The organism is Jejubacter calystegiae, from assembly GCF_005671395.1.
GTDB lineage: Bacteria > Pseudomonadota > Gammaproteobacteria > Enterobacterales > Enterobacteriaceae > Jejubacter > Jejubacter calystegiae.
In genome coordinates this window covers 1,307,800-1,333,461 of sequence record NZ_CP040428.1, presented here as the reverse complement: position 1 = coordinate 1,333,461, position 25,662 = coordinate 1,307,800, and the positions used below count along the sequence as shown (strand labels likewise).

27 protein-coding genes are annotated in these 25,662 nt (G+C 50.6%); 12 read left to right on the top strand and 15 right to left on the bottom strand.

Going from position 1 to position 25,662, the window contains the following annotated elements; translation table 11 throughout:
* The first annotated feature begins 1 nt into the window (after nt 1).
* Complete coding sequence (envC, locus tag FEM41_RS06140; RefSeq protein WP_138095151.1) at nt 2–1,288, top strand: murein hydrolase activator EnvC; 1,287 nt, start codon at nt 2–4, stop codon at nt 1,286–1,288.
* 3 nt (nt 1,289–1,291) lie between these two features.
* On the top strand, nt 1,292–2,281 hold the full coding sequence (locus FEM41_RS06135) for a divergent polysaccharide deacetylase family protein (protein WP_138095150.1): 990 nt from the start codon (nt 1,292–1,294) through the stop codon (nt 2,279–2,281).
* Here the strand turns inward: FEM41_RS06135 and FEM41_RS06130 are convergent.
* The 3 genes from FEM41_RS06130 to kbl all read right to left on the bottom strand — a co-directional run bounded on the left by FEM41_RS06130 (nt 2,264) and on the right by kbl (nt 5,806).
* Nucleotides 2,264–3,301 carry a glycosyltransferase gene (locus FEM41_RS06130; protein ID WP_138095149.1) on the bottom strand — a complete coding sequence of 346 codons (1,038 nt, stop codon included), beginning with the start codon at nt 3,299–3,301 and terminating at the stop codon, nt 2,264–2,266. The two genes, FEM41_RS06135 and FEM41_RS06130, sit on opposite strands and share 18 nt — an antisense overlap.
* Before the next feature lie 266 nt (nt 3,302–3,567).
* Nucleotides 3,568–4,593: an L-threonine 3-dehydrogenase gene (gene tdh / locus FEM41_RS06125; protein WP_138095148.1), complete on the bottom strand. Its 1,026-nt coding sequence runs from the start codon at nt 4,591–4,593 to the stop codon at nt 3,568–3,570.
* A gap of 16 nt (nt 4,594–4,609) precedes the next feature.
* A complete protein-coding gene (gene kbl / locus FEM41_RS06120) occupies nt 4,610–5,806 on the bottom strand; it encodes a glycine C-acetyltransferase (RefSeq protein ID WP_138095147.1) in 1,197 nt (398 codons plus the stop codon).
* A 229-nt stretch (nt 5,807–6,035) separates the two neighbouring features.
* Here kbl and rfaD point away from each other — a divergent pair, with 229 nt between their 5' ends.
* The 4 genes from rfaD to rfaL are packed head-to-tail and all read left to right on the top strand — an operon-like array spanning nt 6,036 to nt 10,248.
* A complete protein-coding gene (gene rfaD, locus FEM41_RS06115) occupies nt 6,036–6,968 on the top strand; it encodes an ADP-glyceromanno-heptose 6-epimerase (RefSeq protein WP_138095146.1) in 933 nt (310 codons plus the stop codon).
* Between the two features lie 15 nt (nt 6,969–6,983).
* Nucleotides 6,984–8,030 carry an ADP-heptose--LPS heptosyltransferase RfaF gene (gene rfaF / locus FEM41_RS06110; protein ID WP_138095145.1) on the top strand — a complete coding sequence of 349 codons (1,047 nt, stop codon included), beginning with the start codon at nt 6,984–6,986 and terminating at the stop codon, nt 8,028–8,030.
* 3 nt (nt 8,031–8,033) lie between these two features.
* Complete coding sequence (gene rfaC / locus FEM41_RS06105; RefSeq protein ID WP_138095144.1) at nt 8,034–9,008, top strand: lipopolysaccharide heptosyltransferase RfaC; 975 nt, start codon at nt 8,034–8,036, stop codon at nt 9,006–9,008.
* Between the two features lie 52 nt (nt 9,009–9,060).
* Entirely contained in the window at nt 9,061–10,248 is a 1,188-nt protein-coding gene (gene rfaL, locus FEM41_RS06100) for an O-antigen ligase RfaL (protein ID WP_168198768.1), read from the top strand.
* A 20-nt stretch (nt 10,249–10,268) separates the two neighbouring features.
* Here the strand turns inward: rfaL and FEM41_RS06095 are convergent, their stop codons facing one another.
* The 7 genes from FEM41_RS06095 to rfaQ are packed head-to-tail and all read right to left on the bottom strand — an operon-like array spanning nt 10,269 to nt 17,165.
* Nucleotides 10,269–11,420, bottom strand: coding sequence for a glycosyltransferase (locus FEM41_RS06095; RefSeq protein WP_138095142.1), 1,152 nt, complete (start codon nt 11,418–11,420; stop codon nt 10,269–10,271).
* Nucleotides 11,421–11,442: 22 nt separating this feature from the next.
* Nucleotides 11,443–12,135, bottom strand: a complete 693-nt coding sequence (gene rfaY, locus FEM41_RS06090) for a lipopolysaccharide core heptose(II) kinase RfaY (RefSeq protein ID WP_138095141.1) — start codon at nt 12,133–12,135, stop codon at nt 11,443–11,445.
* Nucleotides 12,136–12,138: 3 nt separating this feature from the next.
* Nucleotides 12,139–13,164, bottom strand: a complete 1,026-nt coding sequence (locus FEM41_RS06085; RefSeq protein ID WP_168198767.1) for a glycosyltransferase family 8 protein — start codon at nt 13,162–13,164, stop codon at nt 12,139–12,141.
* A gap of 11 nt (nt 13,165–13,175) precedes the next feature.
* On the bottom strand, nt 13,176–14,183 hold the full coding sequence (locus tag FEM41_RS06080) for a glycosyltransferase (protein WP_138095139.1): 1,008 nt from the start codon (nt 14,181–14,183) through the stop codon (nt 13,176–13,178).
* Between the two features lie 12 nt (nt 14,184–14,195).
* On the bottom strand, nt 14,196–14,993 hold the full coding sequence (gene rfaP, locus FEM41_RS06075) for a lipopolysaccharide core heptose(I) kinase RfaP (protein ID WP_138095138.1): 798 nt from the start codon (nt 14,991–14,993) through the stop codon (nt 14,196–14,198).
* Complete coding sequence (locus FEM41_RS06070) at nt 14,986–16,110, bottom strand: glycosyltransferase family 4 protein (protein ID WP_138095137.1); 1,125 nt, start codon at nt 16,108–16,110, stop codon at nt 14,986–14,988. The genes rfaP and FEM41_RS06070 overlap by 8 nt, the downstream gene beginning before the upstream one ends.
* Nucleotides 16,107–17,165 carry a lipopolysaccharide core heptosyltransferase RfaQ gene (rfaQ, locus tag FEM41_RS06065; protein ID WP_138095136.1) on the bottom strand — a complete coding sequence of 353 codons (1,059 nt, stop codon included), beginning with the start codon at nt 17,163–17,165 and terminating at the stop codon, nt 16,107–16,109. Before rfaQ ends, FEM41_RS06070 begins: the two co-directional genes overlap by 4 nt.
* 410 nt (nt 17,166–17,575) lie before the next feature.
* On the opposite strand from rfaQ, the gene waaA reads away from it, so the two are divergent.
* Nucleotides 17,576–18,853, top strand: a complete 1,278-nt coding sequence (gene waaA, locus FEM41_RS06060) for a lipid IV(A) 3-deoxy-D-manno-octulosonic acid transferase (protein ID WP_138095135.1) — start codon at nt 17,576–17,578, stop codon at nt 18,851–18,853.
* 9 nt (nt 18,854–18,862) lie between these two features.
* On the top strand, nt 18,863–19,345 hold the full coding sequence (coaD, locus tag FEM41_RS06055; RefSeq protein ID WP_138095134.1) for a pantetheine-phosphate adenylyltransferase: 483 nt from the start codon (nt 18,863–18,865) through the stop codon (nt 19,343–19,345).
* On the opposite strand, the gene mutM is transcribed toward coaD, so the two are convergent.
* From mutM to radC, 4 genes are all read right to left on the bottom strand, one after another.
* Complete coding sequence (mutM, locus tag FEM41_RS06050) at nt 19,342–20,151, bottom strand: bifunctional DNA-formamidopyrimidine glycosylase/DNA-(apurinic or apyrimidinic site) lyase (RefSeq protein ID WP_138095133.1); 810 nt, start codon at nt 20,149–20,151, stop codon at nt 19,342–19,344. The two genes, coaD and mutM, sit on opposite strands and share 4 nt — an antisense overlap.
* 68 nt (nt 20,152–20,219) lie before the next feature.
* The gene (gene rpmG / locus FEM41_RS06045) at nt 20,220–20,387 is read right to left on the bottom strand and encodes a 50S ribosomal protein L33 (protein ID WP_013094893.1); all 168 of its coding nucleotides are present in this window, start codon (nt 20,385–20,387) and stop codon (nt 20,220–20,222) included.
* A gap of 13 nt (nt 20,388–20,400) precedes the next feature.
* Nucleotides 20,401–20,637 (bottom strand): 50S ribosomal protein L28, encoded by a 237-nt coding sequence (rpmB, locus tag FEM41_RS06040; RefSeq protein ID WP_000091955.1) that lies wholly within the window; start codon nt 20,635–20,637, stop codon nt 20,401–20,403.
* Nucleotides 20,638–20,854: 217 nt separating this feature from the next.
* A complete protein-coding gene (radC, locus tag FEM41_RS06035) occupies nt 20,855–21,520 on the bottom strand; it encodes a RadC family protein (RefSeq protein WP_138095132.1) in 666 nt (221 codons plus the stop codon).
* Between the two features lie 184 nt (nt 21,521–21,704).
* Here radC and coaBC point away from each other — a divergent pair, with 184 nt between their 5' ends.
* The 4 genes from coaBC (at nt 21,705) to FEM41_RS06015 (ending at nt 25,234) form a co-directional block, all read left to right on the top strand.
* On the top strand, nt 21,705–22,916 hold the full coding sequence (coaBC, locus tag FEM41_RS06030; RefSeq protein ID WP_196240485.1) for a bifunctional phosphopantothenoylcysteine decarboxylase/phosphopantothenate--cysteine ligase CoaBC: 1,212 nt from the start codon (nt 21,705–21,707) through the stop codon (nt 22,914–22,916).
* Nucleotides 22,894–23,352 (top strand): dUTP diphosphatase, encoded by a 459-nt coding sequence (gene dut / locus FEM41_RS06025; protein WP_168198766.1) that lies wholly within the window; start codon nt 22,894–22,896, stop codon nt 23,350–23,352. Before coaBC ends, dut begins: the two co-directional genes overlap by 23 nt.
* 116 nt (nt 23,353–23,468) lie before the next feature.
* Nucleotides 23,469–24,065 (top strand): nucleoid occlusion factor SlmA, encoded by a 597-nt coding sequence (slmA, locus tag FEM41_RS06020; protein WP_138095131.1) that lies wholly within the window; start codon nt 23,469–23,471, stop codon nt 24,063–24,065.
* 152 nt (nt 24,066–24,217) lie between these two features.
* The gene (locus tag FEM41_RS06015; RefSeq protein WP_138095130.1) at nt 24,218–25,234 is read left to right on the top strand and encodes an SMP-30/gluconolactonase/LRE family protein; all 1,017 of its coding nucleotides are present in this window, start codon (nt 24,218–24,220) and stop codon (nt 25,232–25,234) included.
* Between the two features lie 18 nt (nt 25,235–25,252).
* On the opposite strand, the gene FEM41_RS06010 is transcribed toward FEM41_RS06015, so the two are convergent.
* Complete coding sequence (locus FEM41_RS06010; protein ID WP_168198765.1) at nt 25,253–25,579, bottom strand: winged helix-turn-helix transcriptional regulator; 327 nt, start codon at nt 25,577–25,579, stop codon at nt 25,253–25,255.
* Nucleotides 25,580–25,662 lie beyond the last annotated feature (83 nt).

Below are 25,662 nucleotides of genomic sequence, written 5' to 3'. Positions count from 1 at the left end.
CATGAGGGGAAAGACGATTTTAAGTATCATCAGGGGCTGTCAGCCGGGACGACGATTCTCTGCCAGGTCCCTCAGTTACGCCAGTGCGATCTGCGCTGGCGTATTGCTATGTCTTTCGCCCGCCCACGCCAACGATCGCGATAGGCTTAATGCCATCCAGCAGGATATCGCCGCCAAAGAGCGTGCGGTACGCCAGCAGCAGCAGCAGCGCGCCAGGCTGCTCGAACAGCTTCAGGCTCAGGAAAAGGCGATAGCCACCGCAGCCCGTAAGCTGCGCGAGACCCAAAAAGTGCTGGACTCCCTCAACAGCCAGATCGACGAAATGAACGCCTCTATTGCCCGACTGGAAAAGCAGCGTAAGGAGCAGGAACGCAATCTTGCGGCCCAGCTCGACGCCGCGTTTCGCCAGGGGCAGCATACCGGCATTCAACTGATCCTTAGCGGCGAAGAGAGCCAACGCGGCCAGCGCCTGCAGGCCTATTTCGGCTACCTGAATAAGGCTCGTCAGGAGACCATCGCCAGTCTGCAGCAGACCCGCGCTGAGGTCGCCGCCCAGAGAAGTGAACTGGAAGAGAAGCAGTCCCGTCAACAGACGCTGCTGTATGAACAGCGCGCCCAGCAGCGTCGCCTGGAGGCAGCCCGCAACGAGCGTAAGAAAACCGTCGACAGCCTGGAGTCTTCGATTCACAAAGGCCAGCAACAGCTGAGCGAACTGCGCCAGAACGAATCGCGCATGCGTGACCGTATCGCACGCGCCGCCGCTGCGGCAAAGGCCAAAGCCGAACGGGAAGCCCGGGAAGCGCAGAAAGTACGCGATCGCCAAAAAGAGGCATCGAGCAAAGGCAGCACCTACAAACCGACCGAAAGCGAACGCTCTCTGATGGCGCGTACCGGCGGCCTTGGCTCACCGCGCGGCCAGGCCCGTTGGCCGGTACGCGGTTCCCTGCTGCACCGCTTTGGCGAACAGCTACAGGGAGAGCTGCGCTGGAAGGGAGTCGTCATCGGCGCTTCTGAAGGTACCGAGGTAAAAGCCATCGCCGATGGCCGGGTGATCCTCGCCGACTGGCTGCAGGGCTACGGCCTGGTGGTTGTCGTGGAGCACGGTAAAGGTGATATGAGCCTTTACGGTTATAATCAGAGCGCGCTGGTCAATGTCGGCACCCAGGTGCGCGCAGGCCAGCCTATCGCGCTGGTAGGTAACAGCGGTGGTCAGGGCAGACCCTCGCTCTATTTCGAAATCCGTCGCCAGGGTCAGGCCGTTAATCCACTACCATGGCTGGGAAGATAAGTTTTGTCTCAATTTCGCCGCGTCATGCTCGCCCTTACCGCCGCGCTCTCGCTGGCGGCCCCCGTCCACGCCGGTAAGCTGGCAATCGTCATCGATGACTTCGGTTATCGACCACACCAGGAAAATCAGGTTATTGCTCTACCAGCTCAGGTATCGGTTGCAGTACTCCCCAACGCGCCCCATGCCCGGGAGATGGCGCTGAAAGCGCATCAGGCCGGACACGAAGTGCTTATCCATCTGCCGATGGCGCCCATCAGTAAACAGCCGCTGGAGAAAGATACGCTGCGCCCGGATATGAGCAGTGCCGAAATTGAGCGCATCATCCGCAGCGCCGTGCAAAAGGTGCCCGGTGCGGTCGGCATGAATAACCATATGGGCAGCGCCATGACCTCCAGCCTGTTTGGCATGCAGAAAGTGATGCAGACCCTGGAAAATTATAACCTGCTCTATTTCCTGGACAGCGTCACTATCGGTAGTACCCAGGCGACGCGCGCCGCCGCCGGAACCGGCATTAAGGTCGTCAGGCGTAATATCTTCCTGGATGATAAGCAGGACGAAGCCGAGGTGCGCCATCAGTTCGATCGCGCAATTGCCTTTGCCCGGCGCCACGGTCACACTATTGCTATCGGTCATCCGCATCCGGTCACCGTTCGCGTACTCCAGCAGCAACTCTACCGTTTACCGCCGGATATTCAACTGGTGCGGCCCAGCGACCTGCTGAATGAGCCACAGCTGGGTACTGCAGCGCCGGGAACGGCGCCGCCGCCTCCGGCCACCACGCCGCGCAACCCGTTCCGCGGCGGCGCGAAGCTCTGCAGCAGTAAACAACCGCTGCAGCCGGTGCCGGTAACCCGTTTCTTTGAAGTATTGAGCGATAGCTTCAGCCAGAGTTCGCTGGTGAGCTACTTCCAGAATCAGTGGAGGGGCTGGGGACGCGCCCTGAACAACGCCCCCCGGCAATCGGAAAACCAGACGTTACCAAAAAGAAGCTAGCCTGCGGCGCATCGCCCGTGTCATAGCGCGTCGGCCGCCCTGACGCATACGCCAGAGCCGCGTCAGCCACAGTGCAGCCTGGTAACCTACCTGTGGGCTACGTACATTACGCAGCATCCGCAGGTGGGTGCCGCTATCGATAATTTCCCGAATCATCGCCTGACGTGCGCTGGGTGAAGGCTCCTTACGCACTGCATGGCATACCCGTAACGCCTCGCGGGTAATTTGCTGATGAAACTCCGGATACAGGGTAATTTTTCCGGCATAGTCACGGTTCATTTTTTCCAGCAACTGCGTGATTTTTATATAGTGACGCTGATAGGCGACATTTTTTCCGCCGCGTCGTTTCAACCGACTTACCGACTGATCGTGCAGGAAATATTTATATAATGGCTGCTCAGTATAACGCGCGCGTTTGGCGTTATACATAAATTCGGTACTCCAGATAATATCCTGGTGATGCAGCCCGGGAATAAATTGTAATTTCAGCTGATTAATTAATTCCCGACGATACACGCCCATCCAGACAACATGTGTCCAGCGCTTTGAGGCCAGCGCCTGACGCAACCACTGGGGTCCGCTCAGTACACCGGTGGATCGCAGGCGGTCGGTAGGAATTGACAGCCAGGTATGGCCGGTACGGCGATCGCACCAGTCGGCATTACACTGAGCCACATCCAGGCCATCTTCCAGCGCCATATTCATCAGCGTTTCGTACATGGTGGGATAGACGATGTCGTCGGCATCCACAAAGGCCACGTAGTCGCCGCTGGCGACGGCCATCCCGCGGTTACGCGCAACAGACGCCCCGGCATTAGTCTGATGAATCAGGTGGATATGCGCATGTGCATCGGCATAGCGCTGCGCCAGTTCGCCCGAATTATCGGTCGAACCATCGTTAACGATAATAATCTCCAGGTCGCGCCAGGTTTGCGCCAGCAGTGAATCCATACAGGCGATGAAGTCATTACCGGCATTATATAACGGCATAATAATGCTCAGTTTTTGGCTATCATTCATTAAATTATAATCCTGGTGGTCTGTGAATGTACTTTTAGTAATATCGCAGTTTTATTAAAGAAATATTAAGGGCATTAATTTCCAGAATAATCGTATAAAAACTACCTTTTATTAAGAACCCTTAATTTAATCGACCAACCAGGAATAAAGATATCAGAGCAAATCCGGCTTACGTATACTTTATTAGAATGACAAAAACTGACAAATCAATTTCTAATTTGAGATTTATCGCAAATAAAAAGCCGGGAATCCCGGCTTTCTATTATTTAATCCCAGCTTAGAATCACTTTTCCTGATCGCCCCGACCGCATGGCGTCGAAGCCCTTCTGGAAGTCATCGATAGAGAAGCGATGGGTAATGATGGGTGAGAGATCGAGCCCGGACTGAATCAATGCCGCCATCTTATACCAGGTTTCAAACATCTCGCGACCATAAATACCTTTAATAAACAATCCTTTAAAGATAACCTTATTCCAGTCGATAGCCATCTCCGACGGCGGAATCCCCAGCATCGCGATACGGCCGCCATGATTCATGGTATCCAGCATGGTGCGAAAAGCCGCAGGCGCGCCAGACATCTCCAGCCCGACGTCAAAGCCTTCGCTCATGCCCAGCTCAGCCATCACATCCTGCAGGCTCTGCTGGCTGACATTAACCGCCCGGGTTACCCCCATATCGCGCGCCAGCGCCAGACGGTATTCGTTAACGTCAGTGATCACCACGTTTCGGGCACCGACGTGTTTCGCTACAGCCGCCGCCATAATACCGATGGGACCCGCACCGGAAACCAGCACATCTTCCCCGACCAGGTCGAACGACAGCGCTGTGTGAACCGCATTACCGAAGGGGTCAAAGATAGAGGCCAAATCGTCAGAGATATTGTCCGGGATTTTGAACGCGTTAAAGGCAGGGATCACCAGATATTGTGCAAAACAACCCGGGCGGTTCACTCCGACGCCGATGGTATTACGACACAGGTGGGTACGACCGGCACGGCAGTTGCGGCAGTGGCCGCAGGTGATATGTCCTTCTCCCGAAACCCGATCGCCAATGCTGAAACCTTTGACCTCCTGACCAACACCAACCACTTCACCCACATATTCATGACCCACCACCATCGGCACCGGAATGGTTTTCTGGGACCACTCATCCCAGTTGTAGATATGAACATCGGTACCACAGATCGCGGTCTTACGAATTTTGATCAGCAGGTCGTTATGACCTATCTCCGGCTCAGGGACATCGGTCATCCAGATTCCCTGTTCCGCTTTTAGTTTCGATAATGCTTTCATTGCGACATCCTCGGACTCAGGCGATTACGCCCAACTGTTTACCGATACGGGTAAATGCGTCGACCGCACGCTCAATCTGTGCCGGAGTATGGGCCGCCGACATCTGAGTACGGATACGCGCCTGGCCTTTCGGCACCACTGGATAGAAGAAGCCGGTCACGTAAATCCCCTCTTTCTGAAGCTCGCGGGCAAAATCCTGGGCCACAACCGCATCGCCCAGCATCACCGGAATAATGGCGTGATCGGCCCCAGCCAGCGTAAAGCCTGCGGCGGTCATTTTCTCGCGGAACAGACGCGCGTTGGCCCACAGCCGATCGCGCAGTTCATCGCCAGACGACAGCATCTCCAGCACTTTTATTGAGGCCGAAACGATCGCCGGCGCCAGGGAGTTAGAGAACAGATAAGGACGCGAGCGCTGGCGCAACCACTCCACGACCTCTTTACGCGCAGCGGTATAACCGCCGGAAGCGCCGCCCAGCGCCTTACCCAGGGTGCCGGTAATGATATCTACCCGGCCCATCACGTCGCAGTATTCATGGGTGCCGCGACCATTGGCGCCGACAAAACCTACCGCATGGGAATCATCCACCATCACCAGCGCATCATACTGGTCCGCCAGATCGCAAACGCCCTTCAGATTGGCGATAACGCCATCCATAGAGAACACGCCATCGGTGGCGATCATCACGTGACGCGCCCCGGCCGCGCGGGCCTCTTTCAGGCGCGCTTCCAGTTCTTGCATATCGTTATTGGCATAGCGATAACGCTTCGCCTTACACAGGCGCACGCCGTCGATAATAGAAGCGTGGTTAAGGGCATCGGAAATAATGGCGTCTTCCGGCCCCAGCAGGGTTTCGAACAAACCGCCGTTGGCATCGAAGCAGGAGGAATAAAGGATGGCATCGTCCATACCCAGGAATGCCGCCAACTGCTGCTCCAGCGCTTTATGGCTGTCCTGAGTACCGCAGATAAAACGCACCGACGCCATACCAAAGCCGTGGCTATCCATACCCGCTTTCGCCGCTTCAATCAGCGCCGGGTGATTGGCCAGCCCCAGATAATTGTTGGCGCAGAAGTTAATGACATGACTGCCATCCGCCACCGTAATATCTGCCTGCTGCGCAGAGGTGATGATACGCTCTTCCTTGAACAGCCCCTCTGCGCGTGCCGTATCCAGATCGGCCGCTAACTGTTGATAAAAATCCCCTCGCATTGCGATTCTCCATACATGGCATACTGTGGCACATCTTACTCAAAGCTATACCCTGATACGAGATGACGCTTCAGGGATTATGCTTTTTGCAGCATAAATCACGACTAACGGATCAAAGTTACCGCCATCATCTCTTCCGGCGGCTGTCGGGTAATCGATGAGATGATATGATAAGAGACATTAGCGTCGGGAACTGTTCCCCGGCCCCACTTCTTAAAGGTTAACGCTTATGATCATTGTAACCGGCGGTGCCGGCTTTATCGGCAGCAACATTGTTAAGGCTCTGAACGACCTTGGACACAGCGATATTCTGGTGGTCGATAACCTGAAAGACGGCACCAAGTTCGTCAATCTGGTCGACCTGAACATCGCCGACTACATGGATAAAGAAGATTTTCTGATCCAGATTATGGCGGGTGAAGAGTTTGGTGATATCGAAGCCATCTTCCACGAAGGCGCCTGTTCCTCCACCACCGAGTGGGACGGCAAGTACATGATGGATAACAACTATCAGTACTCCAAAGAGCTGTTGCACTACTGCCTGGAACGCGAGATCCCATTCCTTTACGCCTCTTCCGCCGCCACCTACGGTGGACGCACCAGCGACTTTATCGAGTCCCGCGAATACGAACAGCCGCTGAACGTTTACGGCTACTCCAAGTTCCTGTTCGACGAATATGTTCGCAGTATTCTTCCAGAAGCCCAGTCGCAGATCGTGGGTTTCCGCTATTTCAACGTCTATGGCCCGCGTGAAGGTCACAAGGGCAGCATGGCGAGCGTGGCTTTCCACCTCAATACCCAGTTGAATAACGGCGAAAGCCCGAAACTGTTTGAAGGCAGCGATGGCTTCAAACGCGACTTTATCTACGTGGGCGATGTGGCAGCGGTTAACCTCTGGTTCATGGAAAATGGCGTCTCTGGCATCTTTAACTGCGGTACCGGTCGTGCGGAATCCTTCCAGGCCGTGGCGGACGCGACCCTGGCGTTCCATAAAAAAGGAAGCATCGAATACATCCCATTCCCGGACAAGCTTAAGGGTCGCTATCAGGCCTTTACCCAGGCCGACCTGACCAACCTGCGCGCTGCAGGCTATGACAAACCCTTCAAAACCGTTGCCGAAGGGGTTACGGAGTATATGACCTGGCTAAACCGTGACGCTTAACGGGTAACCTGGCCTATGAAAATACTGGTGATCGGCCCATCATGGGTGGGCGACATGATGATGTCGCAAAGTCTCTACCGCACGCTCAGGGCGCGCTATCCCCAAGCGGTAATCGATGTGATGGCACCCGCGTGGTGCCGTCCTCTGTTATCCCGTATGCCCGAGGTCCATGAAGCGATTCCGATGCCTCTGGGCCATGGCGCACTGGCTATTGGCGAACGCCGTCGTCTCGGTATCAGCCTGCGCGAGCGTCGCTACGATCGGGCATTTGTGTTGCCCAATTCCCTGAAATCCGCTCTCGTCCCCTGGTTTGCCAACATCCCCCAACGAACCGGCTGGCGTGGAGAAATGCGCTATGGCCTGCTAAACGATGTGCGGACGCTGGATAAACAGGCCTGGCCGCTAATGGTGGAGCGCTACGTCGCGCTGGCTTTTGATAAAGGCGTGATGCAATCCGCACGGGATCTGCCCCAACCGCTGCTGTGGCCTCAACTCCAGGTTAGCGAAGCAGAGAAGCGTCAGACGCGTGCTACGTTTTCGCTGTCTGACGCGCGCCCGCTTATCGGTTTTTGCCCCGGCGCCGAATTTGGCCCGGCCAAGCGCTGGCCACACTACCACTACGCCAGTCTGGCCGAATCGCTGATTGGCGAAGGCTTCCAGGTAGCGCTGTTTGGCTCGGCGAAAGACAGGGAAGCTGGCGATCAAATCTGTTCCGCCCTACCCCGGGAACAGCAGTCGTGGTGCCATAACCTGGCGGGCGATACCGAGCTGGAGCAGGCCGTCATACTCATTGCCTCCTGCCAGGCCGTGGTCACCAACGATTCGGGTTTGATGCACGTTGCAGCTGCGCTCGATCGCCCGCTGGTAGCGCTCTATGGTCCCAGTAGCCCGGACTTTACGCCGCCGCTCTCCCACAAGGCGCGGGTCATTCGCTTGATCAGTGGCTACCATCGGGTGCGTAAAGGCGATGCCGAAGAGGGTTATCATCAAAGTCTGATCGATATCCAGCCGGAGAAGGTACTGGCAGAACTTCATGAACTGATGCAGGGCGAGGAACAGTAACGAATGCGGGTACTGATTGTAAAAACCTCGTCGATGGGCGATGTACTGCATACCTTACCGGCACTCACGGATGCTGCTCAGGCGATTGAAGGGATTCGTTTTGACTGGGTCGTGGAGGAAGGTTTTGCCCAGATACCGGGCTGGCACGATGCGGTAGACAACGTTATTCCGGTCGCGCTGCGTCGCTGGCGCAAAGCCTGGTTTTCTGCACCAATAAAGGCTGAACGCCAGGCATTTCGTACCAGATTACAGGCGACTCGCTACGATACCGTGATCGATGCCCAGGGGCTACTGAAAAGCGCTGCGCTGGTGACTCGCCTGGCCCACGGAACTAAACACGGCATGGACTGGCATAGTGCCCGCGAACCGCTGGCCAGCCTGTTCTATAATCGACGCCACCAGATCCCTAAACCACAGCATGCGGTCGAGCGCACCCGGGAGCTGTTCGCCAAAAGCCTTGGCTACGACAAACCCATAACCCAGGGTGATTATGCCATCGCCCGCCACTTCCTTAACCATCTGAATCCGGATGCCGGTCACTACGCCGTGTTCCTGCATGCCACCACGCGCGACGATAAGCACTGGCCGGAATCACACTGGCGTGAACTGATCGCCCTGATGGCCGATAGCGGCTTGCGCATCAAATTGCCATGGGGGGCCCCTCATGAGGAAGAAAGAGCCAGACGACTGGCAGAAGGTTTTGACTACGTAGAGGTACTACCGCGGATGAGTCTTGAAGAGGTCGCCAGAGAGCTGGCCGGCGCCCGCTTTGTGGTCTCTGTCGATACCGGGCTGAGCCATCTGACCGCCGCGCTCGACCGCCCTAATATCACGCTATACGGCCCTACCGATCCAGGATTGATCGGCGGCTATGGGAAGAATCAGGTGGCGTGTTGTGCTAAAAATAAAGATATAAGTGATATTGCTAGTAAAGATCTACTACTAGAAATTAAATCTCTATTTGATTATCACATCTAAATTTTTTATGAGGATAACCATGCGGTTAACACTGGAAGACCCTGGAAAAAAGTTGAAAAAACAAAGTCTGTGGAATCTAGGGCTGGTTTTTCTATACATTGTTACGTATTTCATAGATGGTATTACACGCTATAAAAATGCGCTTCCACTACTTATGTTGATTACAGCCATAATTTATCTTGTAAGAAACAAAAAAATTATTCGAGTTTTTTTTAATAAAATTATGTTGATGATAATATTACTTTGCATCAGCATGTTATATTCACTAATCTTTAGCACTGATATAAAAATTAGTTGGGATGCTATGAAAGGAGATATGCTGACTAAGGGTTTCCTCCTTTCATCGTTATTAATTCCAATAGTCCTGTTTTACGAAACCAAAGAAAGAATCATAAAGTTAGTTATCATTTCTTTCATATCTGCATTATCGATGCGTATGGCAATTGAAGGCTATATATATTTTTTAGGTTATCAACATGGAATTATACCTTTTGAGTCAACAAGATATCGCAATGTATCTGACGCACTTGTATTTCTTTTCCCAGGATTAATTCCGTTATGGCATAACAAAAGAGTGGATATCAAAGCTATCTTTATTCTGTTAACTATGGTTTTTTGTATCCTCTGCCTGGGAACTCTAGCCAGGGGAGCATGGCTCGCAACCATAATAATGGGCCTTATTTGGCTTATTGCGTACCGAGAATGGAAATTAATTACTTTATCGTTACTTTTAACATTTGCAGGGTTTATTGCTATACAAAATATACAACCTCAATACACAACTAAACTATTAAATAAAATACACCAGACTGATAGCAGTGCCAGATATCGTAATGGTACTCAAGGAACAGCTTTAGAGTTAATAATGGAAAAACCAGTAGTAGGTTATGGATATGGGAAAAATATTTTCCACAATATATACAATGAGAGAGTAAAGGATCATCCCAACTGGATTTTTAAACATTCCATTGGACCACACAATATTTACTTAGATATTTGGTTTGGTTGTGGAGTTATAGGACTCATGGCATTTTTGGGTGTAATAATTGTAGTACTAACAACCCTTATCAAAAGTATTTCCAGAACAACAGATCCTGATAAAATGACTTATCTTATGCTTACAGTATCATTTTTTGGATTCTACATTATAAGAGGAATGTTTGAGTTGGTTGATATAAAACCACTTGGCATACTCATAGGATTATTACTTATCATGCGTTACAAGAATCAAAAAAATTGACTTGATACATAACTCGAACATTAAAACCATTCTCCAAGGACTCTTTCTAAGTCCTTGGAGACATGCTCCCAAGTATAGTGAGAAAAGGCATAATTTTTTGCACAGGAAGCAATTTCTAACCTTCTCGGATGCTTCAACGCTTTATCCAGATCGGATGCCATACTCTCTGCTGACATAGGGGAGCTAAAATGAAAACCTGTCTCTCCATTTATCACAAATTCAGTCATACCTCCCCGGGGAGAAACTATTACTGGTTTACCGGCTGCCATTCCCTCAAGAGCAACCATACAAAAAGCTTCATCAACAATTGAGGGAACTGCGACAAGATCGGCCAGAGAGAAATATTTATGCATCTCATCAGGGCTCTTGCTCCCTAAAAAGAAACAGTATCCTGTCATATTTTGTTTAGCAAAATCTTTAACCTCTTGCTGGTAAGCTACTTTCTCACCTTTGATTGAAGCTTCAGGATTACCTATTAATGCTAATCTAATACTGCTATCTTTCTCATGAAGCATCTTTACCGCACGCATTAATTCAATAATTCCTTTTTCAGGTGAAAACCTTCCAGCAAATAAAATTATTTTATCACTCTCTTTAAAACCACATTCAGATCTAACAACTTGGCTTTCAGGAAGCTGCTGATAATTTTCCAGTGAAAAACCATTGGGTACAATTTTAATAGAAGCCTGAGGTTTTCTTTCCTCATACCAATTGCTCAAAAACTTGCTAGGAACAATGATTTTAACGTTTTCGGGTAAAGGTGCAGGATCTAACATATTATGCATGTGCAATATTATATTTTCATTTTTAATTCGCGAGTTTATCTTTAAAAATAATTTGATATTGTTGTGTACAATAATCGCATTATCACATGATTCATTATCAAAAAATTTCTTTGAAGTACTAGTAATTCTCACTGCATAGGAAAAAGGATCTAGTCGAGTCCATTTCTTAAACAACCGTGTGTATATTTTTCCAAACTTTATCCTATAAATAGAACAATTGTCTGAAATATGTGTTTTTTCCTCATACCCTTCATTTCTAATACAGATAATTTTATTTTTTATTGATATCCTTTGAGCGACTTTATAGATCCATGTCTCAACTGCAGCAGCAGATTTTGGTGGAATGGAATAGATAGGAGTTACAGTAAAAACAACTTTTTTAATCATATGCGTATATTACTCCTCAATGCTATTTTTTACCTTTTATTTTTTTAATTAACAGCCGCACCCGGGCTTTATATATCACCATATAATAACCAAAATCTTTCTTCTCATTCTTTATTCCAAGATGGCGCTCCATAGCAATACGATCCTTCGCCATTCGCTGCGAGTTACATCCTTTACCCGAGAGATCGATAATCCGGACTCCAGACGAACTTACTATGAAATTTCCTTTATGAGGATCCCCCGATAGCATCCTATCTGAATGCAGGTTTTCCATTGACGTTTTTATTTCTTGTTTGATTTCATCGCTAATAGAGTCCATATCATTAAGCTCCGTCCCGTCAATATACTCAATGAGCATAATAAAGAGACTGGCATAATTGAAAATCTTACGTTCAGCTAACAGATAAAAGTCATTTGGAAAACTGTTACCTTTATTCCTAACTCGATTGGTTTGTACAATCAAATTCTTATAATAGTCACCCTTAACAAAAGATTTAAGGAAACGCTCCGTCTTCTTTTCTTTTGGCGCAAAGAATTTTAATATAAATTTACCATATTGAGTATCAATTAAAGATACTTTAGTATCCTCGATGCTGCGCAATATTTTAAGCGTATTAATATTATACGATAAGACGTCGCTGAGTATGTTTTTATACCTTTCATCGTTATCCTTAACGTATACTGAAAGTCCTTTATACTTATACTCGCTTATCATTTCTTATGACCACCTGACAAAAAATTTATTTATATTATACTCGGCACAGGAAATAATCCCTTTAAAATAATGTCCTTGATTTATTTCATGCTTATATCTTTTCTGCTTCTCTGGAAGGGTACAGGCCAATTTCAATGCATCATTACACCATGGAGACTGTTTGTATGCAGTATAAAAATAATTGGCAGATGGATAATTAGCCCATTTGTGCCATGGCTTAGTAATTCCAGTATAATGAATAAATATCGTGTCTTTTTTGATCGTATTTAAATAAAGGGAATGAGTCTTGTCAGACAGTTCATTTTTTAATGAATAGATTTTATTATACCGTTCTGATAGATAAATCAACTTTCCACTCATTACAATATTAAGCGCATCCTGATCAGGATATTTAACCTTCCCCCCAACATTTGGATCAAATAATAAGTCCAGAACCTTATTGGTAAAATCACCATACTGCCATTTTTCGAGATCAACATACATAACCCCGGAATTAAAATACTCCAGGTTGGTAAGATGTTCCATCCCCAGTTTTTTTATACTCTTACTTTGGGTAGATGATATATCCTTGACAACAGCCGCAACTTTATCACCAAAGTCAAGTTGGTGTAATTCGTCTATCCTTTCTTTACAAATAACATCTGCATCCAGATATAATACCTTTGGGCAAAGACTGCCTAAATACTCAAAACCAAGCAACCGAAAATACATCGCATACGACCAGATTCGAGTGCTGGGTAATTTTGAGAATATCTCTGACGAGACCGTATATATTACAATTCGGATACTGAAATCCTTTGCTAACTGATGCATTTTTTCAAGATAATGATCAGAGACTGTATCCAGAAAAATGTGAAAACAAAAATGGATATGTTGATTATGAATCAGGAGTGACGTTGCAGATATAGCAACACCAAATTGATAGTTTTCATCAACACCCCATGTAACATGAAACCAATCCGAACAATCACTTTCTGAGTAATCGATACAAGTGGTGGATACTATTGCCGAACTTATATTGTAATTCATCGTGTCAGCTTTCATTTAAATATTTTACAAAAGATATAGGAGTAATAAAAACAAGCACCAGCAATATATTCCCCTGCCTTCAGACTGTGTTTTGCTGCATAACGATACTGCATCGCAGTTGATGGTTTTTGGTACGGGGTATCACACCATGGGGAGGCCTCTTTTGCTTGCACGAAGGGTCTCGCAGCAAGATAATCTTTTGCCCAAATATGCCATGGTTTAGTTGGTCCCACGTAGTGAATCAGCTTTGTTGTATCTTCTATTGGGCAATCTGGATGATCTTTTAACTCATAATTCAAACTATATTGAGTATTGAAAATAGGATTAATAAATAATACATTCCCACAAGTTAGAATATTTAAAACATCCTGATCATAATATCCTAGCCTGGGAACTACGTTATCGTCTGACAATAGTGATATGGCTTTTTCACTAAGGTTAAAAGATGCCCATCCATTAGTATTAATAACTAACACGCCACTATTAAAATACCCATTTTCTAACTCTGGCATATTCAGGGCATGAGCTCTATTCTGCCACCATTCCTTATTTCTATCGATAGATGCAGCGATGATGTTATCTGCCAATGAAACCAGAAAAAGCTCACTAATATCCCCCTGACAAATAATATCTGAGTCAAGGTATAAAACCCGCTGACATTTTTCACGAAGAATATCAGCAATGATAAATCGGTAATAAATTGCAGTTGACCATAACTTATTACTTGGCAAACCAATCAGCCTTTCTGTTGATATAATATAAACAATGATGCAGGAAGAAAACTCCTTAGAAAGCTGTTGGAATTTAGAAATATTCTGGCTATCACATTTATCAGTAAAAAGATGAAAACAAAAAGTCTTATCTTTATTATTCTGAAGCACTGATGCAACCGAGACCGCACAACCAATCAAAAAGCCCGCATCTGTACCATAAGCTATGTGTTGCGTCTCACTCCCGTGATCTATCTCATTACCAAGAATGATTTTATCCCTGATAACTTCACTCTCATGAAAATACATAACAACCTCAGGCTAAAGTGATTTCCTAACTGTTCTTTCTCTTATTTTTTCTGCTTTACGGTGAGCAGTTAAAAATAATCCAGATTCATTTTTTAAAATATTTCGCAAAGGTTGTTTAAAATAGATCTGTAAGAAACGATATACATCCCGGGAAGTTAATCCTATCTCTAGGGATGAAAAATAAAGCCCAATCAGATCCTTATCGCGCCAGCGTTGTGGTACCTGCCGCCGAATTTGAGCACGGTGCAAATCGATAACGGAAAGCTTCATATCCTCTTCGGTTCCGTTAAACGGCTGCCGCAATAAAAAATGGCACAGATAACAGTCCCGATGGTTCACCCCCCCCAGATGCATCTTGCGCACCATAGTTGCCAGGCGGCGAATCAGCATCCGTTTAATATCCCGTGCAGGGGGATTCATTATCCAGTCGGCACAATAATCCTCAAGACTAATGGCGGGCGATAAATCTTCAGTGATAATAAATGAGGTGCGCCGTAGCGGATTACTTCCTTTCTGACCAAATGCAACTCCTTCCATCGTATCAACGCCAAGGGCCTTCAGACGATGAATAGCATTCCATTCCCTGTCAGCTCCCAATACCGGCAGCCGTAAGGAGATCAGGTTTTTTATCGCCTCTTTAAGCGTGGTACCCTGGTGCCATTTCAGGAAATAGCTGGCGTTATTCACTTCGAAGCGTATCGTCCGCCTGCTTTCCAGTTCGCGAAACACATCGCCCTGCAGCCGCGACGCTTCAACAAAGGCATCTTTACCCAGCCAGAGCGTGTCAAAAGGCGCTTTTAATTCAACCATGCCCCTTACCTGTTATGATATCAGCCGCCTTTTCCGGCAGGCTGTATAAGTCCTGCGTGTCGGCATAATAGCGAGCGGCTTCCGCCCAGGTTTTACGAACCTCTTCATTCTGTAACCCTTCGAGCAGCCGCACATTCAACTGAGATTGTTCGAACGGTTCCTGAATCACAGCGCCGCACTGTCCATCCGCAATATAGTAAGCATAGCCGCACACCGAGGTAACCAGTACCGGCAAACCTGCAGCAACGGCTTCCAGCAGCACGATGCCCGCGGCTTCCTGGTAAGCGGGATGAATCAGCAGATCGGCTGCCGCCATTAGTTCCGCGACATCATTACGACCGCTGAAGAAGCTGACCTGGTCAGCCACAGAGAGCTGTTCCGCAAGTTGTGCAAAGCGTCCTGGCTTATCCTGCCCCACTACCATCAAGCACGTGCGCTGGCGAATCTCTTCTGGAAGCGACGCCACAGCCCGAATGCTGCGATCGACGCCCTTACGTTTAAAATCGGACCCCACCTGCAGTACCAGGTAATCATCCTGAGCAATTCCGTTTTTCTCACGCGCCGTCAAACGGGCACCCGCGGGTTGATTGCTGTATCTGCGATCCGGATAGATACCCGGCGGCAGAATATGAAAACGCTCCGGCTCGGTATGATAATGGCGACGAAAATCGGCAATCTGCTTATCCGTCAACATCAACAGCTCGGTCTTTGCCCCCTGCTGGAAGGTGGCCCGCTCAAACGACATATAATGCCTGTAGCGCCCGGTCAGGCGATAGAAAAAACCTTTCTCTCGTTCCACTTTTTCGGCGTAGCAGACATCCGCCGCATAGTAGACATCCAGCCCCGGCATTTTGTTAAATCCAACCACCCGATCTACGGGGTGCTGCTGCAAATGCACCTGTACCCACTCATAGTATTGAGTATTGCGCCCATGATTGGTGCGGGACGTCACCGGCACCTGAATAATCTCAAGCGCTTCCGGCTTCTCGCCACTCCAGGACTGAACGTAAACCCGAACCTTGTGGCCGCGTGCCGCTACCGTGTTAGCAATACGCAGAAAGTCGCGCTGTAAGCCCCCAAAGGGAAAATATTTATAGAGACAGAACGCGACAATCATGATGTTGCCTCTTGCGGGGCAACGGCCAGCAGTTTATCCGCTGCGGCAATCACATCCTGTGCCGGAATAACGGAGAGATATTTTTTACTGCGATCCCGATCCTTACGTTCCGGCATAGGTTGATAATCTCCCGCCCAAAGTTGAATCGCGTTATCCGACCAGGGACGCCAGAACACATGGTCGGTGGCGCCAAACAGACAGACGATCGGCGTTTTTACCGCCGCGGCAATATGCATCGGGGCAGAATCGACGCCAATAAAGAGCGCGGCATGATCGATTAGCGCAGCCAGTTCCGGGAATCGCGTTTTACCCGCCAGCGCCGTCACAGGCTTATGCTGGCATCCTTCGGCGATGCGTCTGACACAGGCTAAATCCTCTTCCCCGGGCCCGCAGGTCAGCACCACAGCATAACCACGCTGTTGCAACGCATCGACTACTTCAGAAAATTTCTCGTCGTCCCAGCATTTAAACAGCTGTCTGGCTGTCGGCTGGATCACCACATATTGCCCGGTGATGTCCTGCTCTGCCAGTTGAGTACGAAGTTTTTCCCAGTGCTCGGGTCGATAGCTCATCGTTGTGTCACGGTAATAATCGGTCACATCCAGAGGCGCCAGCACCGAAAGATTGCGTTCAACAATATGCTCCCCCTGAATCGGCACCATATTGGTAAAACTGTTTTTCCAGAAAGCGGACTGCCGGTGATGGTAATCCTGAGAGAGTTTGAGTCGGGCAGGCAATAACCGCACCAGTAACGAAACCATCCACTGATCGGTCAAATTCACGATCAGATCATAACGTCGGGCACGCAGCGTCTTAACCAGGCTCAGAAAATTACTTATTTTCTCTTTGGTTCCTGACCCTTTTTTCGCCATGCCATACAGGGCATGAATCTCCGGATTTTCTGAAAGAATCGGGATGGTATCCTGGTAGAGCAGAACATCTATTTGCGCATCGGGGTAACGCCGCTTAAGCGTGCTGATAACCGGCGTGGTTAGCAGCATATCCCCATGAAAACGCATTTTGATGATGAGAATTCTGTTAAATGACTTTTCCACAAGCATCTCTTTAGCTAATCAGACACTGCCAGTCGCAACAAAAGGGTACGCTACCGCCCCAGGCTTTACAGCTACCTGTTCACTGACCCGCTTCTTAAATTTAGTCCGCTAGTGTACCACTTCCTCTGCATTAAGCCGAGTTGAATGTTTTTTGCGCGAATAAATTAATTTTCCCTTTATTTCAATGATATGAAGAATTTTCTGTCACGACACTGAAGAGTACCAAAAAGAGACAGGCAAACGGTTTTATGCGCTTTCTATTGGGCCGGAATACCCCCAACAAAAATCTTTTAAAACAAAGCGTTAATTAATAAATCTTCCAGTCTAATTCCCGGATGCCGCGAAAGTAATGGCAATGGCGGAGTGAAATACATAGAATCCCCTGCAAGTTCCCAGCACAAGAATGTACTATGCTCCAATTGCTTTACACGACGCTGCTTTACCTAATCCAACCGCTAATCTGGATTCGGCTTTGGCTGCGTGGTCGTAAGGCACCAGCCTATCGCAAGCGCTGGGGAGAACGTTACGGCTTCTATAATAAAGAGCTGAAAGGCGGCGGGATTATGCTGCATTCGGTCTCGGTTGGCGAAACTCTGGCGGCAATTCCGCTGGTTCGCGCCCTGCGCCATAGCCACCCCTCCCTGCCGATTACCGTCACAACAATGACTCCCACCGGCTCTGAACGCGTGCTTTCCGCTTTCGGCGACGACGTCCAACACGTCTATCTGCCCTACGATCTGCCAGATGCATTAAACCGCTTTCTCGATCGGGTCGATCCCCGGCTGGTGCTGATTATGGAAACCGAGCTGTGGCCAAATCTGATTTCTGCACTGCATCGTCGTCAGATCCCACTGGTTATTGCTAACGCTCGTCTTTCTGAACGCTCGGCAAAAGGTTATGCCAAACTGGGGCGCTTTGTGCGTACGCTAATGCGTCGAATCACGCTTATCGCCGCCCAGAACGAAGAAGACGGTGAACGTTTTATTCAACTTGGCGCCAAACGTTCACAGCTTGCCATCACCGGCAGTCTGAAGTTTGATATCTCCGTCACGCCGCAGATGGCCGCCAGATCCGTTACCTTACGCCGCCAGTGGGCTCCACATCGTCCGGTCTGGATCGCCGCCAGCACCCACGAAGGTGAAGAAAGCATTATCGTGGCGGCTCATCAGCAGTTGCTTAAGCAATACCCCAATCTGCTGCTTATCCTGGTACCGCGCCATCCGGAACGCTTCCCCGATGCCATTGATCTGGTACGAGAAGCGGGTCTGAGCTTTATTACCCGTTCTTCTGGTGAAGTGCCATCCGGCAGTACCCAGGTGGTGATTGGCGATAGCATGGGCGAGCTGATGCTGCTCTATGGCATTGCAGATATGGCTTTTGTCGGCGGCTCTCTGGTTGAGCGCGGCGGTCATAATCCTCTGGAGCCTGCTGCCCACGCCATTCCGGTACTAATGGGGCCCCATATTTTCAACTTTAAGGATATCTGCGCGCGTCTTGAGCAGGCAAACGGGCTAATCACCGTTACCGACGCCACATCGCTGGTGAAGGAGATGAGTTCTCTGCTCTCTGATGAGGATTATCGCAGTTACTATGGCCGCCATGCCGTCGAGGTGCTATACCAGAATCAGGGTGCGCTACAGCGGCTTCTGCAGTTACTGGATCCTTACTTACCCACCAGGATGCATTAAGGGGCTATCATGCAACAACGCGCTATCTATCCCGGAACCTTCGATCCCATCACCAATGGCCACATCGATATTGTCTGCCGTGCCGCGAAGATGTTCGACAGCGTGATTCTTGCCATTGCTGCCAGCCCGCATAAAAAGACGATTTTCACCCTTGCCGAGCGCGTCGACCTGGCAAAGCAGGCGCTGTCGCACCTGGATAACGTTGAAGTGGTGGGGTTTAGCGATCTGATGGCCAACTTCGCCCGCACGCAACAGGCCAATATTCTGGTGCGGGGTTTGCGTGCCGTTGCCGACTTCGAATATGAAATACAGTTGGCGAACATGAATCGCCACCTGATGCCAGAGCTGGAGAGCGTCTTCCTGATGCCTGCTCCGGAATGGTCTTTTGTTTCCTCTTCACTGGTGAAAGAGGTCGCGCGCCACCATGGCGATGTGGCGCACTTCCTGCCTGAGCACGTACGTACCGCCCTGCTGGAAAAGCTGCACGGCTAGTGCTGGCAGCGCCTGCACCAGTACGTACGGCGTTGCCCGTGCTTCCCGGCCGCAACCGGCGTTCCACAGTTGCGGCATGGCTCTCCTTCCCGCCCATAAACCTGTAGCTCCTGAGCGAAATATCCCGGCTTGCCATCGCTTTGCAAAAAGTCACGCAGCGTGGTGCCGCCCTGCTCTATCGAACGTTGCAGCACGGCTTTAATCGCCTGTGACAGCCGCTCGCACTCCTCCACAGAGAGCGAACTCGCCAGACGATCGGGATGGATCCTGGCGGCAAATAGAGATTCGCTGGCATAGATATTTCCCACGCCGACGACCAGCTTGTTATCCATCAGCCACGGTTTAATCGCAATTTTTTTACGAGCGCTCTTTTCATGCAGCCAGGTGCCGTTAAAGGCATCGCTAAGCGGCTCCGGCCCAAGATGCGCCAGTACGCTATGCTGCAGAGGCACCTTCGCCCATAGCCATGCCCCAAAACGGCGCGGATCGGTATAGCGCAGCACCTTGCCGTTGCTCAGAACCAGATCGACATGGTCATGCTTACCCGGGGGAAGTTCAGAAGGCAGGACTCGCAGACTACCTGACATCCCCAGATGAATAATAATCCAGCCCTCTGCCAGCTCCAGCAGCAGGTATTTCGCCCGCCTCTGCACGCTCAGGACTGGCCGATCGCTGAGTCTGTAAATTTCTTCAGAGACCGGCCAGCGCAGACGCCCATTGCGAACGACGGCGTGGAGAATAGTCTCCCCCACCAGGTGCGGCTCAATACCGCGACGGCTGGTTTCCACCTCCGGTAATTCCGGCATGCTCTCCTCCCATACCCCGGAAACAAAAAAACCCGGCCGAAGCCGGGTTTTCGTACAATCCACTAAAATTATTTGATTTTAGCTTCTTTGTACATCACGTGCTGACGGACAACCGGATCGAATTTCTTCAGTTCCAGTTTTTCCGGCTTAGTACGTTTGTTCTTAGTGGTCGTGTAGAAGTGACCAGTACCGGCAGAAGAAACCAGCTTGATCTTCTCGCGAATACCTTTAGCCATGATTCAGTTCCTCTTAGTACTTCTCGCCGCGGGCACGCAGTTCCGCCAGAACGGTGTCGATGCCTTTTTTATCGATAACACGCATACCTTTAGCAGATACACGCAGGGTGACGAAACGCTTCTCGCTCTCAACCCAGAAACGGTGAGAGTGCAGGTTCGGCAGGAAACGGCGCTTAGTCGCGTTCAGTGCGTGGGAACGGTTATTACCGGTCACCGGACGCTTGCCAGTAACTTGGCAGACTCGGGACATGTCTATTCTCCAAAAATCAAATTAGCTCGAGCTTCGTATAGGGTATTGGCAGCCTCGTCAGGCCTGCTGTTGGCCTGGTCCTGCAGTTCATTTGAACCGCGTATGCCAGGCCCAAATGCCAAACCCGAGATTCTCAAAGGTGGCGTAGTATACGCTGTGTCAGGGATGTGCTCAAGTCCCGAACAGATAAAGATCCCGAAGGATCGCGCGATCTGCTCTAAATCCACCCGCGTTCGGCAAAAGAGATGCTCTCTCCGCGGCCGATAACCAGGTGATCCAGCACCCGAATCTCCATCAAATTACAGCTCCTGACGATATTTTCCGTCAGTAGCCGGTCGGCGCGGCTGGGTTCCGCTTTGCCCGAAGGATGATTATGGGCCAGAATCACCGCCGCCGCATTATGTTTCAACGCTTCGCGGACAATTTCCCGCGGATGAACCTCCACATGGCTTAGCGTGCCGGAAAATAACCGACCGTGGCTGATAACCCGATTACGATTATCCAGAAACAGCACCATAAAAATTTCCCGCTCTTCATCCGCCAGCTGGCCCTGCAAAAAATAGCGCACCATTTCAGGGTTAAGTAACGGTTTCTCCTCTTCCATCTGAGACGCATGATAGCGTCGCGCCAGCTCCGCAATAGCCCTGAGCTGCGTATATTTAGCGTGCCCAATACCGCCAACGACTTTAAAATCATCCAGTTCAGCAGTCAGTAGCCGTCGCAACGAACAAAAATGCTGAAGTAATCTGTTCGATAATTCCAGCACATGCATTCCCGGTCTGCCTGTGCGCAGAAAAAGAGCCAGCAGTTCAACATCCGTCAGCGCGCTGGCACCATAACACAACAGCTTTTCCCGCGGCAGAATCGATAATTCGCCATCCATACTGTCCTCCTTCTCAAATACTGTATATAATTACAGTTATTTTGTCGTAAGAGTCCACATGGCGTCGAGCAAGAAACAAACAATTTGCGGCACATCTCGCAATGCACACGCCGATCACGATGCAAGGGTTATGGTAAAATGAGGCCATTACACTGACTGAAAATGACTACAGGAACCAATGATGATGGGGCTTTCCGGCAAGAAAATCGTTCTGGGAATTAGCGGCGGCATCGCTGCCTATAAAGCGCCCGAACTGGTACGCCGTCTGCGGGAGCACGGCGCTGAGGTACGTGTGGCCATGACCGATGCGGCCAAAGCCTTTATTACGCCTATGAGCCTGCAGGCCGTTTCCGGCTACCCGGTATCCGATAGCCTGCTGGATCCCGCAGCAGAAGCGGCTATGGGACATATCGAGCTGGGTAAATGGGCCGATCTGGTGATTCTGGCCCCTGCCACTGCCGACCTCATCGCCCGGATTGCCGCAGGCATGGCCAACGATCTGGTCTCCACCCTCTGCCTGGCGACGCCTGCGCCAGTTGCGGTCGTACCTGCCATGAACCAACAGATGTATCGCGCCGCCGCCACCCAGCATAATCTTGGGGTCCTGGCCGACCGCGAACTGTTAATCTGGGGGCCGGACAGCGGCAGCCAGGCCTGCGGCGACATCGGTCCCGGACGCATGCTCGATCCGCTCACCATCGTCGATATGGCAGGGCATCACTTCGCGCCAGCGAAAGACCTCCAGCATCTGAATATCATGATTACCGCCGGCCCAACCCGCGAACCGCTGGATCCGGTGCGCTATATCACCAATCACAGCTCGGGTAAGATGGGGTTTGCCATTGCCGCCGCCGCCGCTGCGCGTGGCGCGAATGTCACCCTGGTGGCCGGGCCGGTTTCCCTGGCCACGCCGCCCTGGGTAAAACGTATCGACGTCACTTCCGCCCTGGAGATGGAAGCTGCCGTACAACAGCACGCAGCGCAACAGCATATTTTTATCGGCTGCGCCGCAGTGGCCGACTACCGCGCTGCCGCAATCGCTGATGAGAAAATCAAAAAGCAAGGCGATGAATTAACAATAAAAATGGTCAAAAACCCGGATATTGTCGCCGGGGTAGCAGCCTTAAAAACCAGACGACCCTACGTTGTTGGGTTTGCCGCAGAAACAAATAATGTGGAAGAATATGCCCGGCAAAAACGCGAGAGGAAAAACCTCGATCTGATTTGCGCTAACGATGTTTCCCAGTCTGATCAGGGATTTAATAGCGATAGCAATGCGCTGCATCTTTTCTGGCAGGGGGGAGATAAGATCCTGCCGCATGGGCGGAAGTCTCTCCTTGGCCATCAGTTACTCGACGAGATTGTTACCCGTTATGATGAAAAAAATCGACGTTAAGATTCTGGACCCGCGCGTTGGTCAGCAGTTTCCGCTACCAACTTATGCCACCTCTGGCTCCGCCGGACTTGACCTGCGTGCCTGTCTGGACGACGCCGTAGAACTGGCGCCGGGTGCAACCACGCTTCTGCCTACCGGTCTGGCCATTCATATCGCCGACCCAAGCCTTGCTGCCGTGATTCTTCCGCGCTCCGGCCTGGGCCACAAGCACGGCGTTGTACTGGGTAACCTGGTAGGGCTTATCGATTCCGACTATCAGGGTCAGCTCATGGTCTCCGTATGGAATCGCGGTCAGGATAGCTTTACTATCGAGCCGGGCGAACGCATCGCCCAGATGGTATTTGTTCCGGTTGTTCAGGCGGAATTTAACCTGGTTGAATCCTTCGACGTCACCGACCGTGGCGAAGGCGGCTTTGGCCATTCCGGCCGTCAGTAAATCAGTCCGGAATTCAGACGCGCCCGCAGCGTTAATAACGTAAAAATATCTCCGCAGGTAAAATGCCTGCGGATTCTGCGTGGCCGCTCGTGTTCATTTCAGGGGTATTTTAAAACATGGCAGAAAAACAGACTGCGAAAAGGAATCGTCGCGAAGAAATACTTCAGTCTCTGGCACAGATGCTTGAATCCAGCGATGGAAGCCAGCGCATTACCACAGCAAAGCTGGCCGCGTCCGTAGGCGTCTCTGAAGCTGCACTTTATCGCCATTTTCCCAGCAAAACCCGGATGTTTGACAGCCTGATCGAGTTTATTGAAGACAGCCTGATCACCCGTATTAATTTAATTCTGAAAGATGAGAAAGAGACCAGCGCCCGCCTGCGTTTGATTGTGCTGCTGATTCTGGGTTTCGGCGAGCGTAACCCGGGGCTGACTCGCATTATGACCGGTCATGCGCTGATGTTTGAACAGGACCGTCTCCAGGGCCGTATTAACCAGCTATTCGAACGCATTGAAGCCCAGTTGCGCCAGGTGTTGCGCGAACGCAAAATGCGTGAAGGCAAAGGCTATGTAACCGACGAAACGCTGCTGGCCAGCCAACTGCTGGCTTTCTGCGAGGGCATGCTGTCACGCTTCGTGCGCAGCGAATTCCGCTACCGTCCCACCGACGATTTCGAAGCCCGCTGGCCGCTGGTCGCCGCACAGCTACAGTAGCCTCATCTTGCTGGCGGCCCCCGGGCCGCACTCTTTAGTTCCTGGTGAATTGCCCGAATCTCTTCGGGGAATTGCCAGATGTCCGTCGTGGCACGTTTCTCTACTCTGAGCCTGAACATAACAAAAACCCCCTACAGGACAGGAGAAACACAATGCCTTCATCTCGTCGCGATCTGCTCAAGCTGGGCGGCGCCGTCGCTGCCTCTGCGCTACTCACCCGTAACAGTTTCGCCAGTTGGGCTCCCTCCCAGCGCTATCCCGACCCCGCTATCGTCGCGCTGGACCCCAGTTTCAGTAAACTCATCCTGCCCAGCGCGAAGATCGAGCGTATCGCCACCGGCTGCCGCTGGGCCGAAGGCCCGATCTGGTTCGGCGACGCCCGCATGCTGCTGTGGAGCGATATTCCCAACAATGCGGTTATGCGCTGGGATGAAGTCACCGGCCAGGTCAGCGCTTTTCGTAAGCCCTCTAATAACAGCAACGGCCACGCTCGCGACCGCCAGGGGCGGCTCTTGAGCTGTGAACACGATACCCGCCGGGTAACCCGCACCGAATATGACGGCACCCTGACCGTTCTGGCCGACAGCTATCAGGGGAAGCGCCTTAACTCCCCGAACGATATCGCTGTCAGTGCGGATGGCAGTATCTGGTTTAGCGATCCGCCGTTCGGCATCGCCGGTTTCTATGAAGGTCACCACGCCGAATCGGAGCTGCCGGAAAATCTTTACCGGATAGCGCCCGATAGCGGAGAACTTACCATTGCAATGGAAGGCATTAGAGGCCCTAACGGTCTGTGCTTTTCGCCGGACGGTAAGATTTTGTATGTGGTGGAAAGCCGGGCGCAACCCAATCGCCTGATTCTGGCCTGGGACGTAGTAGATAATCAGTTGAAAAATAAGCGGATACACATCGACTGCGGCAACGGCACCGCAGACGGTATAGCCTGCGACACCGCTGGAAACCTTTGGTGCGGCTGGGGCATGGGTAGTCCGGAACTGGACGGCGTACGGGTCTTTAATCCCCAGGGAAAGGCCATTGGCATGATCCATCTACCGGAGCGCTGCGCCAATCTTTGTTTCGGCAGCGAACAGCGCAACCGGCTGTTTATGGCAGCCAGCACCTCAATCTATTCGCTGTTCGTTAATGCCCAGGGCGCGATTCTGGTGTAAGAATCACCGCGGAACGGCTTACTGCTGTTCCGCTTCCCGCCGCGCCATGTAATTCTCCCCCCACTCACGCATTGCCACCAGCGTAGGGGCCAGCGTTCTGCCCAGCTCAGTCAAGGAATATTCCACCCGGGGCGGCACTTCGGCATACACCACCCGGTTCACCATACCGTGGCTTTCCAGTTCGCGCAGTTGCAGGGTCAGGGAACGCTGCGTTACGCCGCCAATCAGGCGCTGCAATTCACCAAAACGCTTAGTACCGGACAACAGGTAATGAATAATCAGCGGCTTCCACTTCCCTCCCGCCACCTCAATCGTCACTTCAACAGCACAGCGATACGCTTTCATATTAATAGCTCCTAAGTATACTTTTTATCCTTAAGTATAATAATTGTGCGTACTTGTCAAAATTAAACAAAAGAAAAATACTG

What these genes read in the sequence shown, in the direction of transcription:
- envC (WP_138095151.1), top strand. Translation starts at nt 2, where the DNA reads ATGAGGGGAAAGACGATTTTAAGTATCATCAGGGGCTGTCAGCCGGGA.
- FEM41_RS06130 (WP_138095149.1), bottom strand. Translation starts at nt 3,301, where the DNA reads ATGAATGATAGCCAAAAACTGAGCATTATTATGCCGTTATATAATGCC.
- tdh (WP_138095148.1), bottom strand. Translation starts at nt 4,593, where the DNA reads ATGAAAGCATTATCGAAACTAAAAGCGGAACAGGGAATCTGGATGACC.
- kbl (WP_138095147.1), bottom strand. Translation starts at nt 5,806, where the DNA reads ATGCGAGGGGATTTTTATCAACAGTTAGCGGCCGATCTGGATACGGCA.
- rfaD (WP_138095146.1), top strand. Translation starts at nt 6,036, where the DNA reads ATGATCATTGTAACCGGCGGTGCCGGCTTTATCGGCAGCAACATTGTT.
- rfaF (WP_138095145.1), top strand. Translation starts at nt 6,984, where the DNA reads ATGAAAATACTGGTGATCGGCCCATCATGGGTGGGCGACATGATGATG.
- rfaC (WP_138095144.1), top strand. Translation starts at nt 8,034, where the DNA reads ATGCGGGTACTGATTGTAAAAACCTCGTCGATGGGCGATGTACTGCAT.
- FEM41_RS06095 (WP_138095142.1), bottom strand. Translation starts at nt 11,420, where the DNA reads ATGATTAAAAAAGTTGTTTTTACTGTAACTCCTATCTATTCCATTCCA.
- rfaY (WP_138095141.1), bottom strand. Translation starts at nt 12,135, where the DNA reads ATGATAAGCGAGTATAAGTATAAAGGACTTTCAGTATACGTTAAGGAT.
- FEM41_RS06085 (WP_168198767.1), bottom strand. Translation starts at nt 13,164, where the DNA reads ATGAATTACAATATAAGTTCGGCAATAGTATCCACCACTTGTATCGAT.
- FEM41_RS06080 (WP_138095139.1), bottom strand. Translation starts at nt 14,183, where the DNA reads ATGTATTTTCATGAGAGTGAAGTTATCAGGGATAAAATCATTCTTGGT.
- rfaP (WP_138095138.1), bottom strand. Translation starts at nt 14,993, where the DNA reads ATGGTTGAATTAAAAGCGCCTTTTGACACGCTCTGGCTGGGTAAAGAT.
- FEM41_RS06070 (WP_138095137.1), bottom strand. Translation starts at nt 16,110, where the DNA reads ATGATTGTCGCGTTCTGTCTCTATAAATATTTTCCCTTTGGGGGCTTA.
- waaA (WP_138095135.1), top strand. Translation starts at nt 17,576, where the DNA reads ATGCTCCAATTGCTTTACACGACGCTGCTTTACCTAATCCAACCGCTA.
- coaD (WP_138095134.1), top strand. Translation starts at nt 18,863, where the DNA reads ATGCAACAACGCGCTATCTATCCCGGAACCTTCGATCCCATCACCAAT.
- mutM (WP_138095133.1), bottom strand. Translation starts at nt 20,151, where the DNA reads ATGCCGGAATTACCGGAGGTGGAAACCAGCCGTCGCGGTATTGAGCCG.
- rpmG (WP_013094893.1), bottom strand. Translation starts at nt 20,387, where the DNA reads ATGGCTAAAGGTATTCGCGAGAAGATCAAGCTGGTTTCTTCTGCCGGT.
- rpmB (WP_000091955.1), bottom strand. Translation starts at nt 20,637, where the DNA reads ATGTCCCGAGTCTGCCAAGTTACTGGCAAGCGTCCGGTGACCGGTAAT.
- radC (WP_138095132.1), bottom strand. Translation starts at nt 21,520, where the DNA reads ATGGATGGCGAATTATCGATTCTGCCGCGGGAAAAGCTGTTGTGTTAT.
- coaBC (WP_196240485.1), top strand. Translation starts at nt 21,705, where the DNA reads ATGGGGCTTTCCGGCAAGAAAATCGTTCTGGGAATTAGCGGCGGCATC.
- dut (WP_168198766.1), top strand. Translation starts at nt 22,894, where the DNA reads ATGATGAAAAAAATCGACGTTAAGATTCTGGACCCGCGCGTTGGTCAG.
- slmA (WP_138095131.1), top strand. Translation starts at nt 23,469, where the DNA reads ATGGCAGAAAAACAGACTGCGAAAAGGAATCGTCGCGAAGAAATACTT.
- FEM41_RS06015 (WP_138095130.1), top strand. Translation starts at nt 24,218, where the DNA reads ATGCCTTCATCTCGTCGCGATCTGCTCAAGCTGGGCGGCGCCGTCGCT.
- FEM41_RS06010 (WP_168198765.1), bottom strand. Translation starts at nt 25,579, where the DNA reads ATGAAAGCGTATCGCTGTGCTGTTGAAGTGACGATTGAGGTGGCGGGA.